Raw genomic sequence first — 17,824 nt, 5'->3', positions numbered from 1 at the left:
TTTTGAGGAAAATACTTTCTTAAATAAAAAATAAAACGCTTTAATACCAGCGTTTTATCACAGATTTGATCCCCCCGAGAGGAATCGAACCTCTATTTTAAGAACCGGAATCTTACGTGCGATCCATTACACTACGGGGAGAGAATATTAAAAGCCAAATTTCTGTACTATTTGTAATTTTAAAAGTACAATCTGTATATATGTTTATAGTGTACAAAAAACTAAAAAAATGCGTCAATAGTTAATTTTTGACCATATTTGACTTTTGTTGTAAAATGAGGACAACAGTTAATTACAAGGAGGAAATATAAATGAATTTAATTCCTACAGTTATTGAAACAACAAATCGTGGCGAACGTGCTTACGATATTTATTCACGTTTATTAAAAGACCGTATCATCATGTTAGGTTCAGCAATTGATGATAACGTAGCAAACTCAATTGTATCACAATTATTATTCTTACAAGCTCAAGACTCTGAAAAAGACATTTATCTATATATTAACTCTCCAGGCGGTAGCGTGACTGCTGGATTTGCGATTTATGATACAATTCAACATATTAAACCAGATGTTCAAACAATTTGTATCGGTATGGCTGCTTCAATGGGTTCATTCTTATTAGCAGCTGGTGCAAAAGGTAAACGATTCGCATTACCTAACGCTGAAGTAATGATTCACCAACCATTAGGTGGCGCTCAAGGTCAAGCAACTGAAATTGAAATCGCTGCTAACCATATCCTAAAAACACGTGAAAAATTAAACAGAATTTTAGCTGAACGTACTGGTCAAAGTATTGAAAAAATCCAAAAAGATACTGACCGCGATAACTTCTTAACAGCTGACGAAGCTAAAGAATATGGTTTAATTGATAGTGTAATGCAACCTGAAGATCAAAATAAATAAGTTAAATTAATATTTAAAAGGGAGCGCCGAAAATGGCGCTCCCTTTTTTCTTATACTTATCTAGAATGTTTTGATGCTTTTAATAATAATCTAACTGATACACCTAATAATAGTATACCTATGACTAAGAAAAATATAGACATTATGATAATGGCTATATTATTTTCAAAAGCAAATATACCATTCAAAATAAGAAATATGCTTGCAATAATAAGCAAAATATAGGTTAACTTGTTGTCATTCATGGTATCAAACTCCTATGTTTACTTGCTAATTAAATCTTTAAGAGCTACCTTCAGGTTAGGGTATTTAAAATCAAAATTTAACGCATCAAGTTTGTTAGGTATCACTTTTTGCGTGTCTAACACTACTGTAGACATTTGTCCTAAAGCTGCTCTCATGGCAAAGGCTGGAACCCATGTTTCATGTGGTCTATGCATAACGCGACCAAGCGTATAACCAAATAAATTTTGACGTTCAGGAATTGGGGCTGCCATATTGAATGGCCCTTTAGCAGCTGGTTCATTAATCGTAAATAAAATAGCGCGAACTAAATCATCAATGTGAATCCAAGAATACCATTGACGACCAGAACCTAATTTACCACCTACAAAGAATTTATATGGCAATTTCATCATTGGGAGAGAACCTCCCTCTTCAGATAAAATCATACTAAATCTACCTAACACAACACGGGTACCAAAATCCTCAAATTGTTTAGCAATACGTTCCCATTGATACACTACATCTGATAGGAAATCGAATGGAAGTGTGTGATATTGCTCAGTATATGTTTGATGTAAGCTTGGAGGATAATATCCCATGGCACTTGCATTAAATAATACTTCAGGTTTTTTAGAACGATTTTTAAATAAATCCACTAAAGCTTGTGTAGATTGGATACGACTAGTCATAATCATTTGTTTATATGATTCAGTCCATCGTTTGTTTAATGATGCACCTGCAAGATTGATGACCACATCAATATCTGGAACTTGGTCTTCCCATCCATCTTTAGACCAATTTATATATGAAATTTTAGGCTCATCACTTTCTTTATCACTACGCGTTAAGATAGTGATATGCGCATCCTGTTTTTTAATTTCTTCAACTAAGTGGCTACCTACCATTCCTGTGCCACCGGTAATAAGATATTGTTTCATGTTTACACCTCTTTTGAATAGTTTTTAATTCTAATAACACATTATTTTGTTCAAATAATGTCCAATGATTAGTCAATAATATGTCATTTCCTAAGCTGTAAACCTGATTATTTCTTGGAAAATTTAAGATATAATAAAGAAGAACCTTCGCATACTATTAACATCTTTCAATTAATATTAGTATACCCATAATTAGCGAAGGTCAATTTTGATTCCCTTTAGTAATAACCCATACGTTAATCGTATGGGTTTATTGTATATCTATTATAGTACTAATAAAAAATTTTTAAGAGTAATATGATTAAAGGGATAAAAATAATTGATAACAGTAAAAAATCAAAGGACGATTTTTTATCCTCATCATAATGGTCATTATTGACCATCATCGACTTATGTGTAGTTTTACTTGTAGTGCTATTATCAAAGCCTTCTTTTGAAAAGGCTTCATGCATTTTTTATCACGCTTTCAAATATAGAATGAGATAACTTATTTAAATTTAGTGTTTGTTGGTACTTATGATGTTATCATATATAAGAGATTATATATGATATTTATTTTTTAACCTAAATTCTTTCAATATGATTTTTTAGGTAATTGCTGTAAAATTATATGCTACATTCATAGAAATACACCACTATGTTTAAATGTGGAAAATGATATGACTTAGAAAAAAATTAAGATGACGGAGGCAGACAATTAAAAATGAGTGGTATTTCAAAAATTATCAGTACAATTGTCATTTTACTTTTACTTATAGGACTAGCTTTTGCTATTTTCTCATTTGTAGATAATTCAAAACGTGGCAATGAACGTTTAAGTAATCAAACTACAGAAAAGCACAAAGATGATAAGGATAAAAAAGAAGATAAGAAAGACAAAAAAGAAAAGTCTAAAGATAAGGCGGATAACGAAAAAGGAACTCAACCAAAAGAGAGAAATACAGCACAAAACAATGAACAATATAATGCAGATATCGTTGATCAAGGCAATGTAGGAACACGACAAGCGCCTAAGACACAAGAAACACAAGAATCACAACAAACACGACAAACACAACAGGCTACACCATCTTCTCAACAAAATACGCAACAAGCGCCGCGCACGAGAGAAACAACGAATGATTCTAATACTAAACAACAAAAATCAACTCAAGACTCTACACAAAATAAATCAACAGATACTCAAGAACAACCAACACAGGAACGAGACGATGATGATAATGTAAATGACTCTTCTCAATCAAATGCTACACATTCTGGTTCAGCTTCAAATAATAATAACAACAATAATGAGACAGCAACTAATCAATCGTCAAGTGCCGATAGTACTCAACAGTCGAATACACAAGAAACTGCAACTCAACAAAAATCAACTCAACAGTCTGCTCAACGTAGTACTACGCAAACGCAAACTCAAAATCAAAGTCAACAATCACAGGCATCAAATGAAAACGAAAATTAAATTACTTAAAGAAATGCCCTTCACCATAAAAAGTTGGAGGGCGTTTTTCGTGTGGAAAGGTAATATTGATGCAAGATAACATGCCTCATGTATATGAACTTCTAATTAGAACATCCAATTAAGTAAAAAAGTTAATAAGATTGAAAGAATGACAGAAATAAAAATAGAAGAAAGACAACCAAAAGGACAACCACAACCATATTGATAATGAATAGGTGAAGAATGTTCAAAATCATCTTTTTCATTTTTAAAATAATTATCATCTTTATATCTGCGATCGGATGGGTCAATAACTTCAATTTTATCTCGTTCCTCTTGACTCATGTTCAATTCCTCCTCATATATTTACTTTATTTTAAACTAAAAATATTGCAAAAATAAAATAATAACAATTCGCATAATAAATCAAATGAAAGGGTAATATTTTAAAATAAGAAGATTTTAACACCTATATGTGAACGAAAAATGTATCAATTATACTCTTTAGGAATAATTTTACAGATAATTTAAAATATTAGAGTTTTTCTCTTGCATTTTCATAAACACAATAGTACTATTGCAAGTGTAAAGAGGTTAGATTTTGTCCCAGGTGGGACATAAAAAGTCAAACCAGTTTTTTATGCTATTGGTTACCTTTGATAAATAAAGGAGGAAGGTAGTAGTGAAAGACTTGATTAAAATTCAACAAAAGCTGATACCTGATTTAATAGATAAAATGTATCGACGCTTTTCTATCTTAACTACTATCTCAAATAATCAACCAGTAGGTAGACGAAGTTTAAGTGAGCATATGGATATTACAGAGCGTGTTTTAAGATCTGAAACAGATATGCTGAAAAAGCAAGATCTTATTCAAGTTAAATCAACAGGTATGGAGATTACAGACGAAGGCACCGAAGTTTTAAACCAACTCAATGATTACTTCAATGTTTATAGTGATGATAATCAACTCGCTTCACAAATCAAAACGGCATATAACATTAAAGAAGTTCACGTCGTACCTGGTGATGCTGATAATCACGAGAATGTAAAAGCTGAAATGGGTCGACAAGCTGGTCAGTTATTGGAAAATATATTGTATGAAGATGCAATTGTATCGGTAACAGGTGGATCTACTATGGCTAATGTAAGTCGAGCGATGCACTTATTACCATTCAACGTTTTCTTTGTTCCAGCTCGAGGCGGACTTGGTGAGAATGTTATTTATCAAGCCAACACAATTTCAGCAAGTATGGCTCAACAAACTGGTGGTTATTACACGACATTATATGTACCTGATAATGTAAGTGAATCGACTTATAATACATTATTGATGGAACCTTCTGTCGTACATACATTAGATAAAATTAAACAAGCAAATATAACAATTCACGGTATTGGTGATGCGCTGAAGATGGCGCATCGTAGACAATCGTCTGATGAGGTGATTGAAAGCCTTCAACATCACCAAGCCGTTGCTGAAGCTTTCGGTTACTATTTTGACGCTCAAGGAAAGGTTGTTTATAAAGTTAAAACAATCGGTTTACAACTTGAGGATTTAGAAACGAAAGAATTTATATTCGCTGTTGCCGGGGGTAAATCTAAAGGTGAAGCAATTAAAGCTTACCTAAGCATTGCTCCTAAAAATACAGTATTAATTACTGATGAAGCAGCAGCAAAAGTAATATTAAATAAGTAATAAAAAGTTAATCACTTTTTAAATATCATTTTAAAGGAGGCCATTATAATGGCAGTAAAAGTAGCAATTAATGGTTTTGGTAGAATTGGTCGTTTAGCATTCAGAAGAATTCAAGATGTAGAAGGAATTGAAGTAGTAGCAGTAAACGACTTAACTGACGACGAAATGTTAGCTCATTTATTAAAATATGACACTATGCAAGGTCGCTTCACTGGTGAAGTTGAAGTTATCGATGGTGGTTTCCGTGTAAATGGTAAAGAAGTTAAATCTTATGAAGAACCAGATGCAAGCAAATTACCTTGGGGCGATTTAGATATCGACGTAGTATTAGAATGTACTGGTTTCTATACTGATAAAGAAAAAGCAGAAGCTCACATCAATGCAGGAGCTAAAAAAGTTTTAATTTCTGCACCAGCTAAAGGTGACGTTAAAACAATCGTATTCAACACTAACCACAAAGATTTAGATGGTTCTGAAACAGTAGTATCAGGTGCTTCATGTACTACTAACTCATTAGCACCAGTTGCTAAAGTATTAAGCGATGAATTCGGTATCGTTGAAGGTTTAATGACAACTATCCACGCTTACACTGGTGACCAAATGACTCAAGACGGTCCTCACAAAAAAGGTGACAAACGTCGTGCTCGTGCAGCAGCTCAAAACATCGTACCTAACTCAACAGGTGCAGCTAAAGCTATCGGTAAAGTAATTCCTGAAATCGATGGTAAATTAGACGGTGGTGCACAACGTGTACCTGTAGCAACTGGTTCATTAACTGAAGTAACAGTTGTATTAGAAAAAGACGTTACAGTTGAAGACGTTAACAATGCAATGAAAAACGCTTCAAACGAATCATTCGGTTACACTGAAGACGAAATCGTTTCTTCAGACGTAGTTGGTATGACTTACGGTTCATTATTCGATGCTACACAAACTCGTGTAATGTCAGTTGGTGACCGTCAATTAGTTAAAGTTGCAGCTTGGTATGACAACGAAATGTCTTACACTGCTCAATTAGTACGTACTTTAGAATATTTAGCAGAATTATCTAAATAATTTAGAAGCCTAGTTAAAACAAACTTGTGCTCAGTACAACTGTCTTTTCAAAAATTCACTTGTACAAATTATAGAAATAAGTTAGCTTATGAGTAAGCGGGGAGCACTAACGCTTCTCCGCTTATTTTTATATCAATAATTCCTATTAGAGGAGGAAATTATAATGGCAAAAAAAATTGTTTCTGATTTAGATTTAAAAGGAAAAGTTGTTCTTGAACGTGCTGATTTCAATGTACCTTTAAAAGACGGTAAAATCACAAACGATAACCGTATTGTTCAAGCATTACCTACAATTAAGTACATCATTGAACAAGGTGGTAAATTAGTATTATTCTCTCATTTAGGAAAAGTAAAAGAAGAAAGTGACAAAGAAGGTTTAACTTTAAAACCTGTTGCAGAAGCATTATCTGAAAAATTAGGTAAAGAAGTCACTTTCGTACCTGAAACACGTGGTGAAAAATTAGAATCTGCAATTAAAGACTTAAATGAAGGCGACGTATTATTAGTTGAAAATACTCGTTTTGAAGATTTAGATGGTAAAAAAGAATCTAAAAATGATCCTGAATTAGGTAAATATTGGGCTTCATTAGGTGACGTATTTGTAAATGATGCATTTGGTACGGCTCACCGTGAACACGCATCAAACGTAGGTATTTCTACGCATTTAGAAACTGCTGCTGGATACTTAATGGAAAAAGAAATTAAATTTATCGGTGGCGTAGTAAATGACCCACATAAACCAGTAGTTGCTATTTTAGGTGGCGCTAAAGTTTCTGATAAGATTGGCGTAATTAAAAACTTAGTGAATATCGCTGATAAAATCCTTATCGGTGGCGGTATGGCGTATACTTTCTTAAAAGCTCAAGGTAAAGAAATCGGTTTATCTTTATTAGAAGAAGATAAAATTGATTTCGCTAAAGAGTTATTAGAAAATAACGGCGATCAAATCGTCTTACCTGTCGATGCTAAAGTAGCTAAAGAATTCTCTAATGATGCTAAGATTACTGAAGTATCAAGCAATGAAATTCCTGCAGACCAAGAAGCAATGGATATTGGTCCTAAAACCGTTGAATTATTCGCTAAAGAATTAGAAGGTGCTCACACAGTAGTATGGAATGGACCTATGGGCGTATTCGAATTCAGTAACTTTGCTCAAGGTACAATCGGTGTATGTAAAGCTATCGCTAACTTAAAAGACGCTACTACTATTATTGGTGGTGGTGACTCAGCTGCTGCTGCAATTTCATTAGGCTTTGAAGATGACTTCACTCACATCTCTACTGGTGGCGGTGCGTCATTAGAATACCTTGAAGGTAAAGAATTACCAGGTATTAAAGCAATTAATGATAAATAATTAAACTTTTGAAAATGAATAACGTTTTTGAGTTCATTTTCAAGGGAAAACATATTAAAGCTAAGATGTTTAGCTTATTAAACATTAAAAAAATAATTATTATATATAGGAGTGTAATCAATGAGAAAACCAATCATAGCTGGTAACTGGAAAATGAATAAAACAGTTCAAGAAGCTAAAGACTTTGTAAATAATCTACCTGCATTACCTGATGAAAAAGAAGTTGAATCAGTAATTTGCGCACCAACAATTCAATTAGATGCATTAATTTCTCTAGTGAACGATGGTAAAGCAAAAGGATTAAAAATTGGTGCTCAAAACACTTATTTCGAAGATAATGGTGCATATACAGGAGAAACTTCTCCAGTAGCATTAGCTGACTTAGGTGTTAAATACGTTGTCATTGGACACTCAGAACGTCGTGAATTATTCCACGAAACTGATGAAGATGTTAACAAAAAAGCTCACGCTGTATTCAATCACGGTATGACACCAATTATTTGTGTTGGTGAAACTGATGAAGAACGTGAAAACGGTAAAGCTAATGACGTTGTTAGCAATCAAGTTAAAAAAGCTGTAGAAGGTTTATCTGATGATCAACTTAAAGAAGTTGTTATCGCTTATGAACCAATCTGGGCTATTGGTACTGGTAAATCTGCTACATCTGAAGATGCTAATGAAATGTGTGCACAAGTACGTAAAACAATTGCAGACGTTGCAAGCCAAGACGTTGCTGATGCAACACGTATTCAATATGGTGGTAGTGTGAAACCTAACAATGTTAAAGAATACATGGGTCAATCTGATATTGATGGTGCATTAGTTGGTGGCGCATCATTAAAAGTTGAAGGTTTTGTACAATTGTTAGAAGGTGCTAAATAATATGGCTAAACAACCAACAGCATTAATCATTTTAGATGGTTTTGCTAACCGAGAAAGTGAACATGGTAACGCTGTAAAACAAGCGCATAAACCTAACTTTGACCGCTATTACAGCAAATATCCAACAACTCAAATTGAAGCAAGTGGTTTAGACGTAGGTTTACCTGAAGGCCAAATGGGTAACTCTGAAGTTGGTCACATGAACATCGGTGCAGGACGTATTGTTTATCAAAGCTTAACTCGTATCAACAAGTCAATTGAAGATGGCGAGTTCTATGAGAATGAAGTATTAAGCAATGCTGCACAACATGTCAAAGACCATAATTCTGCATTACACATATTTGGTTTATTATCAGATGGTGGTGTGCACAGTCACTATAAACATCTATTTGCATTATTAGAACTTGCTAAACAAAAAGGTTTAGATAAAGTTTATGTACATGCATTCTTAGATGGTCGTGACGTTGATCAAAAATCAGCGCTTAAATATATTGAAGAAACTGAAGCTAAATTCAAAGAAATAGGCTTAGGTCAATTCGCTTCAATCTCAGGTCGTTATTATGCAATGGACCGTGACAAACGTTGGGACCGCGAAGAAAAAGCATACAACGCTATTCGCAATTTTGAAGGGCCATCTTATGCTTCTGCTAAAGAAGGTGTGGAAGCAAACTACGCTAATGATTTAACAGATGAATTTGTTGAACCATTTATCGTTGAAGGTCAAAATAATGGCGTGAATGATGGAGATGCAGTTATCTTCTTTAACTTCCGTCCTGACAGAGCAGCACAATTATCAGAAGTATTTACTAATAAAGCATTTGATGGCTTTAAAGTAGAACAAGTAAAAGATTTATTCTACGCTACTTTTACTAAATACAATGATGATGTGGAAGCAGAAGTTGTCTTTGAAAAAGTAGATTTAACTAATACAATTGGCGAAGTTGCTCAAAATAATAACTTAACTCAATTACGTATCGCAGAAACTGAAAAATATCCTCATGTTACTTACTTCATGAGTGGCGGACGTAATGAAGAGTTTGAAGGTGAACGTCGTCGTTTAATCGATTCACCTAAAGTAGCAACGTATGACTTAAAACCTGAAATGAGTGCATATGAAGTTAAAGATGCACTACTTGAAGAGTTAGACAAAGGTGATTTAGATTTAATTATCTTAAACTTTGCTAACCCTGATATGGTTGGCCATAGTGGTATGCTAGAGCCTACAATTAAAGCGATTGAAGCAGTAGATGAATGTTTAGGTGAAGTCGTTGACAAAATCTTAGACATGAATGGCTATGCAATTATCACAGCTGACCATGGTAACTCTGACCAAGTGTTAACTGATGATGATCAACCAATGACTACTCATACTACAAACCCAGTTCCAGTAATTGTAACTAAAGAAGGCGTTACATTACGTGAAACTGGTCGTCTAGGTGACTTAGCGCCAACATTACTTGACTTATTGAGTGTTGAGCAACCATCAGACATGACTGGTGAGTCATTAATCAAACACTAATTTCACAAATAACCGTGAATGAGAACTTTTTCAATATAGGTAGTAATGCTCAACCTACCTATATTGAGCTGTTCTTAAAATAGTACAAATATTTTATTAAATTTTAAAATCAAGCTATAATAATTATAGAATCTAAATTAAAAGGAGATTTTTAACATGCCAATTATTACAGATGTTTATGCTCGCGAAGTCTTAGACTCACGTGGTAACCCAACAGTTGAAGTTGAAGTTTTAACTGAAAGCGGTGCTTTTGGCCGTGCATTAGTACCATCAGGAGCTTCTACAGGTGAACACGAAGCAGTAGAATTACGTGATGGAGACAAATCTCGTTACGGTGGTAAAGGTGTAACTAAAGCCGTTGAAAATGTTAACGAAATTATTGCACCAGAAATCGTTGAAGGTGAATTCTCAGTATTAGATCAAGTATCTATCGATAAAATGATGATTCAATTAGACGGTACACCTAACAAAGGTAAATTAGGCGCAAACGCTATTTTAGGCGTATCTATCGCAGTTGCACGTGCAGCAGCAGACTTATTAGGTCAACCTTTATACAAATACTTAGGTGGATTCAACGGTAAACAATTACCAGTTCCTATGATGAACATCGTTAATGGTGGTTCTCACTCAGATGCACCAATCGCATTCCAAGAATTCATGATTTTACCAACAGGTGCAGAATCATTCAAAGAAGCATTACGTTGGGGTGCTGAAATCTTCCATAACTTAAAATCAATCTTAAGCGAACGCGGTTTAGAAACTGCAGTAGGTGACGAAGGTGGTTTCGCTCCTAAATTCGAAGGTACTGAAGATGCTGTAGAAACAATCATCAAAGCTATCGAAAAAGCAGGTTACAAACCAGGCGAAGACGTATTCTTAGGATTTGACTGTGCATCATCAGAATTCTACGAAAACGGTGTATATGACTACACTAAATTCGAAGGTGAACATGGTGCGAAACGTAGCGCAGCTGAACAAGTTGACTACTTAGAAGAATTAATTGGTAAATACCCAATCATCACTATCGAAGACGGTATGGATGAAAACGACTGGGACGGTTGGAAACAATTAACTGATCGTATCGGCGACAAAGTTCAATTAGTAGGTGACGATTTATTCGTAACAAACACTGAAATCTTATCTAGAGGTATTGAACAAGGTATCGGTAACTCAATCTTAATCAAAGTTAACCAAATCGGTACATTAACTGAAACATTCGAAGCAATCGAAATGGCTCAAAAAGCAGGCTACACTGCAGTAGTATCTCACCGTTCAGGTGAAACTGAAGATACAACAATTGCTGACATCGCAGTAGCTACAAACGCTGGCCAAATCAAAACAGGTTCATTATCAAGAACTGACCGTATCGCTAAATACAATCAATTATTACGTATTGAAGACGAATTATACGAAACTGCTAAATTTGACGGCATTAAATCTTTCTACAATTTAGATAAATAAGATAACGCTGATTAAACTTCAGTTTTAAAAAGAATAGAGTTCACGCAAATGATTATCGCCTGTCACAGAGTTGAGACTGTGGCAGGCTTTTTAAGTTTTATTTTGGGGAAATGGAGACCATACACCCCCACATAAATTCATTTCAGAGAGAGCAAACACCATACGATGAAGCTACCCACACTCTGCTTGAAATACGACATCCATGTGAACAAACTACCTTCATCACCCCCCTGTATTTAACTTACATTAGCAAACTGATATAATAAGCGTGTATTGAAAAGAAGGAGAATTAAACATGGAGCATCAATCCCCACAGGTTAGTAAACGAGAACGTAATGCGGGCAAATTAATCGGCTACAGTTCTTTAATATTTAGTATATTATTGATTATTCATAACTTTGTAGCACTAGATACACAAACGGCTAAGGAGCTATTAACGCAAGCGGGTCAAAAAGTGAATGATAGTACTGTCGCAAATATCTTAAATAGCTTTAGATACACAGGAATCATGTATATCTTAGCGTATTTAGCAGGTGTCATTGCGTTATGGAATCGTCATAAGTATTTATGGTGGTTCATGTTCGCAGTATATGTATCTAACGTATTGTTTACACTCGTAAACTTAGCAATGGTGATTAACGCAATTATCGCTGTTAAATCAGCATTATTCATTGCACCTATTGTAATCGTTATTATTGGATCAATCGTTTTAGCGATATATATGCTAGTGATATCATTTGTGCGTAAAAGCACGTTCAATCGTTAGACATTGATAAGCAAGTATTGAGTATGATATAATCTTGAACGTATATAATGAACGGAGGACAATTTTCATGCATACACTTTTTATAGTACTATTAATAATCGATTGTATTGCATTAATCACTGTTGTATTACTCCAAGAAGGTAAAAGTAATGGACTTTCAGGTGCTATTAGTGGTGGCGCAGAACAGTTATTTGGTAAACAAAAACAACGTGGCGTCGATTTATTCTTGCATAGATTAACAATTATTTTAGCAGTCATTTTCTTCTTATTAATGATTGGTATAAGTTATTTTGGTTTATAAGGTCCGACGATATAAATGTCGGGCTTTTTTATTTATAATTAAGTAGTGATAGTGTCTCATAAACAAAGTAATGGTTTAAAGACCATACAACATGTATAATTTCAGTGGAATACGGGAATATTATATACTGCTTATAACTATAATTGTCTTTAAAGAAAGTAAGAAGACATAAGTACAGGGAGTACTTAATAAAGTAACATAGATAACAAGATGGAGAGGGATTATTCAATGCAAATTAAATTACCACAACCGTTCTTTTTTGAAGAAGGCAAACGTGCTGTCTTACTATTACATGGTTTCACAGGCAATTCATCAGATGTAAGACAATTAGGACGTTTCTTACAGAAAAAAGGGTATACATCATACGCCCCGCAATATGAAGGACATGCAGCACCACCAGAAGAAATTTTAAAATCTAGTCCTCATGTTTGGTTCAAAGATGTACTTGATGGTTACGACTATTTAGTAGATCAAGGGTATGAAGAAATTGCAGTGGCAGGTTTATCATTGGGTGGTGTATTTGCATTAAAATTAAGCTTAAATCGACCTGTTAAGGGCATTATAACAATGTGTGCACCTGCAGAAGTGAAAACAGAAGGTACTATTTATGAAGGCTTCTTAGAATATGCACGTAATTTCAAGAAATATGAAGGCAAGGATCAAGAGATAATTGATAAAGAAATGGAAGATTTCCATCCTACTGAAACATTAAAAGAACTAAGTGAAACACTAGGTAATGTTAGAAATGAAATCGACGAAGTTTTAGATCCTATCCTAGTCGTTCAAGCTGAAAAGGATCAAATGATTAATCCTCAATCAGCTAATTATATATATGACAATGTAGATTCAGATGATAAACACATCAAATGGTATGCAAATTCAGGTCATGTCATTACAATCGACAAAGAGAAAGAACAAGTATTCGAAGACGTATATGACTTCTTAGAAACGTTAGATTGGTCTGAATAATAAAATAAATAATAAGAAATGAAAGAAGAAAGGAGGGGCATGATGAATTTAAAGCAATCCATTGAAGAAATCGTACAACAACCAGATTATGAACCTATGTCGGTGTCAGATTTTCAAGATGCTTTAGGTCTTAATAGTGCCGACTCATTTAGAGATTTAATAAAGGTGCTAGTAGAACTCGAACAGGCAGGTTTAGTAGAAAGAACTAGAACAGACAGATATCAACGTAAGCAATCTAAAAAAGCGACAAGTTCTAAATTAATTAAAGGAACGTTAAGTCAAAATAAAAAAGGATTTGCCTTCCTACGTCCAGAAGATGAGGAAATGGAAGATATTTTTATTCCGCCAACAAAAATTAATCGTGCATTAGATGGTGATACGGTTATTGTTGAAATTCAAAAATCTAAAGGTGAACATAAAGGTAAAATTGAAGGGGAAGTTAAATCCATTGAGAAACACTCAGTCACACAAGTAGTAGGTACGTATAGTGAAGCTAAACACTTTGGATTTGTTATCCCTGATGATAAACGTATTATGCAAGACATTTTCATCCCGAAAGGTCAAAGCTTAGGTGCTGTAGACGGACATAAAGTACTTGTCCAAATCACTAAGTATGCAGATGGTACGGATAACCCAGAAGGTCATGTGTCAGCCATCTTAGGTCATAAAAATGACCCAGGTGTAGATATATTATCTATTATCTACCAACATGGCATTGAAATTGAATTTCCTGACAGTGTCTTGAAAGAAGCGGAAGATGTGCCAGAGGAAATCAAGCCAGATGAAATTAAAGGACGTACTGATTTACGAGATGAATTAACAATTACAATTGACGGTGCAGATGCGAAAGACTTAGATGATGCCATCAGTGTGAAAAAATTATCGAACGGTCATACTGAGTTAACAGTAAGTATCGCTGATGTAAGTTATTATGTTAAAGAAGATTCAGCTTTAGACAAAGAAGCTTATGATAGAGCGACAAGTGTTTATTTAGTAGACCGTGTTATTCCAATGATTCCACACCGTTTGAGTAATGGAATTTGTTCATTAAATCCAGAAGTTGACCGCTTAACATTAAGTTGTCGCATGGAAATTAATGAACGTGGTGAAGTAGTAAATCATGAAATCTTCGACAGTGTGATTCATTCTAATTATAGAATGACATATGATGCGGTTAATCAAATTATCACTGATAAAAATCCAGAGGTACGTAAGCAATATCAAGAAATTACGTCTATGCTTGATTTAGCTCAAGAGTTATCAAATCGTTTAATTCAAATGCGTAAACGTCGTGGTGAAATTGACTTTGATATCAGTGAAGCTAAAGTGTTAGTCAATAATGAAGGCTTACCAACTGATGTTGTATTACGTGAGCGCGGTGAAGGCGAACGTCTAATCGAGTCGTTCATGTTAGCTGCCAATGAAACAGTAGCAGAGCATTTTAATAGATTAGAGGTACCGTTCATTTATCGTGTGCACGAACAACCGAAATCAGATCGCTTACGTCAATTCTTCGACTTTATTACAAACTTTGGTATTATGGTTAAAGGTACTGGAGAAGATATCCATCCTTCAACATTACAATCTATTCAAGAAGAAGTTGAAGGTCGTTCAGAACAAATGGTTATCTCTACAATGATGCTACGTTCAATGCAACAAGCACATTATGATGATACTAACTTAGGCCACTTTGGTTTGTCAGCTGAATATTATACGCACTTTACGTCTCCAATTAGACGTTATCCTGACTTAACAGTGCATCGCTTAATTCGAAAATATCTCATCGATAAATCAATGAATAATAAAGAATTACACAAATGGGAAGACAAATTGCCTGAATTAGCAGAGCATACCTCACAACGTGAACGCCGTGCTATCGAAGCAGAACGTGATACAGATGAATTGAAAAAGGCTGAATATATGATTCAACATATCGGTGATGAATTTGAAGGTATCGTAAGTTCTGTAGCAAACTTCGGTATGTTTATTGAATTACCTAACACTATTGAAGGTATGGTTCATATCTCTAATATGACAGATGATTACTATAACTTTGATGAGCGCCAAATGGCTTTAATTGGTGAACGCCAAGCTAAAGTATTCCGCATTGGTGATGAAGTGAAAGTGAAAGTGACTCATGTGGATGTGGATGAGCGTATGATTGACTTCCAAATTGTAGGCATGCCTTTACCTAAAAATGATAGAAGCCAACGTCCAGCAAGAGGTAAAACAATCCAAGCTAAAACACGTGGCAAATCTTTAGATAAATCTAAAGACGATAGTAATAAAGGTAAAAAGAAAAAACGTAAACAACGTAAAGGTAAAAACCAACGTAATCGTGATAAACAAGGTAAAACCAATCACAAACCATTTTACAAAGATAAAAGTGTGAAGAAAAAATCACGCCGTAAGAAAAAATAATCAGCAAAGAGGTGACAAATCATTATGGCTAAGAAGAAAAAGAAATCACCAGGCACATTGGCTGAGAACCGTAAAGCAAGACATGATTACAACATTGAAGATACGATAGAAGCGGGTATCGAGTTAAAAGGAACCGAAATCAAATCTATCCGTCGTGGTAGCGCAAACTTAAAAGATAGTTACGCCCAAGTTAAGCGCGGAGAAATGTTCGTGAATAACATGCATATTGCGCCATATGAAGAGGGTAACCGTTTCAATCATGACCCTTTGCGCTCTAGAAAATTATTACTCCATAAACGTGAGATTATTAAATTAGGTGAGCGTACTAGAGAAATAGGTTATTCAATTATTCCATTGAAGCTATATTTAAAACATGGTCAATGCAAAGTGTTATTAGGTGTAGCACGCGGTAAAAAACTTCATGATAAACGTCAAGCTTTAAAAGATAAAGCGATGAAACGTGATGTTGACCGTGCAATTAAAGCCCGTTATTAAGCACAATTGTTGCTTAATCGGGCTTCCTTTGATATGATAGTAAGAGTTGTTATTTATAGTTAAAGTTAGTTAAATAGTAACGATTTATTAGTTTTTCTTAATAGAATTGAGGGGGCGTTCTTGGATTCGACAGGGGTCCCCCGAGCTCATTAAGCGTGTCGGAGGGTTGTCTCCGTCATCAACACATTCGGTTAAATATAACTGACAAATCAAACAATAATTTCGCAGTAGCTGCGTAATAGCACTCTGCATCGCCTAACAGCATTTCCTACGTGCTGTTAACGCGATTCAACCCTAGTAGGATATGCTAAACACTGCCGTTTGAAGTCTGTTTAGATGAAAACCAATCAAACTAGCATAATACTGGTTGTCTGTTGCTTACTATTATGCGAAATTTATCAATAGACTACACACGTAGAAAGATGTGTATCAGGACCTCTGGACGCGGGTTCGAATCCCGCCGCCTCCATATTGGCACTCAAAACAGTTAATATCTGTTTTTGAGTGTTTTTTTAATTCATTTGAAAACCATTGATATAATAGGCTTTGTAAGAGTTTATGAATTTATAGCTTAATATCCATTAATATCTATTAAAAAAATTTTAGTCACTTTGTGACTAAAAAATTCTAAAATTGATTGAATTTAGTCACAAAAATTTAGTCACAAATATAGTGTTATGACAATGTATTTAATTCATTAATTTGTTTAAATAAGTTAATACATCTTTCTAATGGGAGTAAATCTAGAACCTGTAATAATAAGTATATAAACACATAAATACGATAAATAGGGCTTATCTTTTACATATTTAATTAAATTTTTCAATTCAGTTTCATTCATATACTTTTCATCATTTCTTTGAGCTTCTTTGTATCCGAGAGGTTTAGCGTTTATGGTAGGATCGTGTTTAATAAGTCCTTGTTCAATAGCAGTTTGAAAACCTTGTCTAAGACAACTATGTAATTTACTGACTGTACTATGTGTTCTAGGGGTATTTATTTTATTTTTACCGTATAAACCCTTTCCATAATTTTTAAGAAATTGTCTATAACTAATCAAATCTATATCTTTAATATCTATATTTCCAAAACATTCTTCAAAAATTTTAATAGACAATAAATACCTTTTATATGTAGCTTCACTTACAACATCTTCTTTAGTTACTTTTAACCACTTACGATAATAATTAACAAATGGGATATATTTATCTAAACTATATCCATCAACCAATTCTATCATTCTTAAATTCATCGCAATTTTTGCATCTTTTTTTAGTTGATATGACTGATTGATAAATCAAATATAAATCTGAAAGAAAGTAAATTATAAAAAAAGAAAGGAATAATGGCTAAATTAAATCAATTAGAAATGTTAAAGCTAAAAAAACAATG

General features: G+C 34.1%; 17 protein-coding genes, 1 tRNA gene and 1 other RNA gene. 14 read left to right on the top strand and 5 right to left on the bottom strand.

Going from position 1 to position 17,824, the window contains the following annotated elements; translation table 11 throughout:
• Positions 1 to 69: 69 nt before the first annotated feature.
• Positions 70 to 141, bottom strand: a tRNA-Arg gene (locus LIX58_RS01800).
• A gap of 170 nt (positions 142 to 311) precedes the next feature.
• On the opposite strand from LIX58_RS01800, the gene clpP reads away from it, so the two are divergent.
• Positions 312 to 905 carry an ATP-dependent Clp endopeptidase proteolytic subunit ClpP gene (gene clpP, locus LIX58_RS01795; RefSeq protein WP_126565124.1) on the top strand — a complete coding sequence of 198 codons (594 nt, stop codon included), beginning with the start codon at positions 312 to 314 and terminating at the stop codon, positions 903 to 905.
• A gap of 56 nt (positions 906 to 961) precedes the next feature.
• Here the strand turns inward: clpP and LIX58_RS01790 are convergent, their stop codons facing one another.
• Entirely contained in the window at positions 962 to 1,150 is a 189-nt protein-coding gene (locus tag LIX58_RS01790) for a hypothetical protein (protein WP_126565125.1), read from the bottom strand.
• An 18-nt stretch (positions 1,151 to 1,168) separates the two neighbouring features.
• On the bottom strand, positions 1,169 to 2,068 hold the full coding sequence (locus LIX58_RS01785; protein ID WP_154836511.1) for a TIGR01777 family oxidoreductase: 900 nt from the start codon (positions 2,066 to 2,068) through the stop codon (positions 1,169 to 1,171).
• Positions 2,069 to 2,771: 703 nt separating this feature from the next.
• On the opposite strand from LIX58_RS01785, the gene LIX58_RS01780 reads away from it, so the two are divergent.
• Positions 2,772 to 3,530 (top strand): DUF4887 domain-containing protein, encoded by a 759-nt coding sequence (locus LIX58_RS01780; protein ID WP_154836512.1) that lies wholly within the window; start codon positions 2,772 to 2,774, stop codon positions 3,528 to 3,530.
• A 105-nt stretch (positions 3,531 to 3,635) separates the two neighbouring features.
• On the opposite strand, the gene LIX58_RS01775 is transcribed toward LIX58_RS01780, so the two are convergent.
• Entirely contained in the window at positions 3,636 to 3,854 is a 219-nt protein-coding gene (locus LIX58_RS01775) for a hypothetical protein (protein WP_154836513.1), read from the bottom strand.
• Between the two features lie 337 nt (positions 3,855 to 4,191).
• Between LIX58_RS01775 and LIX58_RS01770 the strand changes: the two genes are divergently transcribed.
• The 12 genes from LIX58_RS01770 (at position 4,192) to ssrA (ending at position 16,904) form a co-directional block, all read left to right on the top strand.
• Positions 4,192 to 5,208 carry a sugar-binding transcriptional regulator gene (locus LIX58_RS01770; RefSeq protein ID WP_154836514.1) on the top strand — a complete coding sequence of 339 codons (1,017 nt, stop codon included), beginning with the start codon at positions 4,192 to 4,194 and terminating at the stop codon, positions 5,206 to 5,208.
• Between the two features lie 48 nt (positions 5,209 to 5,256).
• Positions 5,257 to 6,264: a type I glyceraldehyde-3-phosphate dehydrogenase gene (gene gap / locus LIX58_RS01765; RefSeq protein ID WP_103297438.1), complete on the top strand. Its 1,008-nt coding sequence runs from the start codon at positions 5,257 to 5,259 to the stop codon at positions 6,262 to 6,264.
• Positions 6,265 to 6,427: 163 nt separating this feature from the next.
• Entirely contained in the window at positions 6,428 to 7,618 is a 1,191-nt protein-coding gene (locus LIX58_RS01760; protein WP_154836516.1) for a phosphoglycerate kinase, read from the top strand.
• 120 nt (positions 7,619 to 7,738) lie between these two features.
• A complete protein-coding gene (gene tpiA, locus LIX58_RS01755; RefSeq protein WP_226386021.1) occupies positions 7,739 to 8,500 on the top strand; it encodes a triose-phosphate isomerase in 762 nt (253 codons plus the stop codon).
• Between the two features lies 1 nt (position 8,501).
• The gene (gene gpmI, locus LIX58_RS01750; protein ID WP_154836517.1) at positions 8,502 to 10,019 is read left to right on the top strand and encodes a 2,3-bisphosphoglycerate-independent phosphoglycerate mutase; all 1,518 of its coding nucleotides are present in this window, start codon (positions 8,502 to 8,504) and stop codon (positions 10,017 to 10,019) included.
• A 156-nt stretch (positions 10,020 to 10,175) separates the two neighbouring features.
• Positions 10,176 to 11,480 carry a surface-displayed alpha-enolase gene (eno, locus tag LIX58_RS01745; protein WP_126565133.1) on the top strand — a complete coding sequence of 435 codons (1,305 nt, stop codon included), beginning with the start codon at positions 10,176 to 10,178 and terminating at the stop codon, positions 11,478 to 11,480.
• A 295-nt stretch (positions 11,481 to 11,775) separates the two neighbouring features.
• Positions 11,776 to 12,246, top strand: coding sequence for a hypothetical protein (locus LIX58_RS01740; protein WP_154836518.1), 471 nt, complete (start codon positions 11,776 to 11,778; stop codon positions 12,244 to 12,246).
• 67 nt (positions 12,247 to 12,313) lie between these two features.
• Positions 12,314 to 12,547, top strand: a complete 234-nt coding sequence (secG, locus tag LIX58_RS01735; RefSeq protein WP_103297444.1) for a preprotein translocase subunit SecG — start codon at positions 12,314 to 12,316, stop codon at positions 12,545 to 12,547.
• 228 nt (positions 12,548 to 12,775) lie between these two features.
• Positions 12,776 to 13,516 carry an alpha/beta hydrolase gene (locus LIX58_RS01730; RefSeq protein WP_154836519.1) on the top strand — a complete coding sequence of 247 codons (741 nt, stop codon included), beginning with the start codon at positions 12,776 to 12,778 and terminating at the stop codon, positions 13,514 to 13,516.
• A gap of 42 nt (positions 13,517 to 13,558) precedes the next feature.
• The gene (rnr, locus tag LIX58_RS01725) at positions 13,559 to 15,937 is read left to right on the top strand and encodes a ribonuclease R (protein WP_154836520.1); all 2,379 of its coding nucleotides are present in this window, start codon (positions 13,559 to 13,561) and stop codon (positions 15,935 to 15,937) included.
• A 24-nt stretch (positions 15,938 to 15,961) separates the two neighbouring features.
• Positions 15,962 to 16,432, top strand: a complete 471-nt coding sequence (smpB, locus tag LIX58_RS01720) for an SsrA-binding protein SmpB (protein WP_103328124.1) — start codon at positions 15,962 to 15,964, stop codon at positions 16,430 to 16,432.
• Between the two features lie 110 nt (positions 16,433 to 16,542).
• Positions 16,543 to 16,904: a transfer-messenger RNA gene (ssrA, locus tag LIX58_RS01715) on the top strand.
• 243 nt (positions 16,905 to 17,147) lie between these two features.
• Here the strand turns inward: ssrA and LIX58_RS01710 are convergent.
• The gene (locus tag LIX58_RS01710; RefSeq protein ID WP_154836537.1) at positions 17,148 to 17,684 is read right to left on the bottom strand and encodes a phage integrase SAM-like domain-containing protein; all 537 of its coding nucleotides are present in this window, start codon (positions 17,682 to 17,684) and stop codon (positions 17,148 to 17,150) included.
• Positions 17,685 to 17,824: the final 140 nt, after the last annotated feature.

The organism is Staphylococcus sp. Marseille-Q1834 (assembly GCF_916858875.1).
Taxonomy (GTDB): domain Bacteria; phylum Bacillota; class Bacilli; order Staphylococcales; family Staphylococcaceae; genus Staphylococcus; species Staphylococcus pragensis.
Note: the sequence above shows the minus strand (reverse complement) of the source record. Positions and strands in the feature narration are given on the sequence as shown.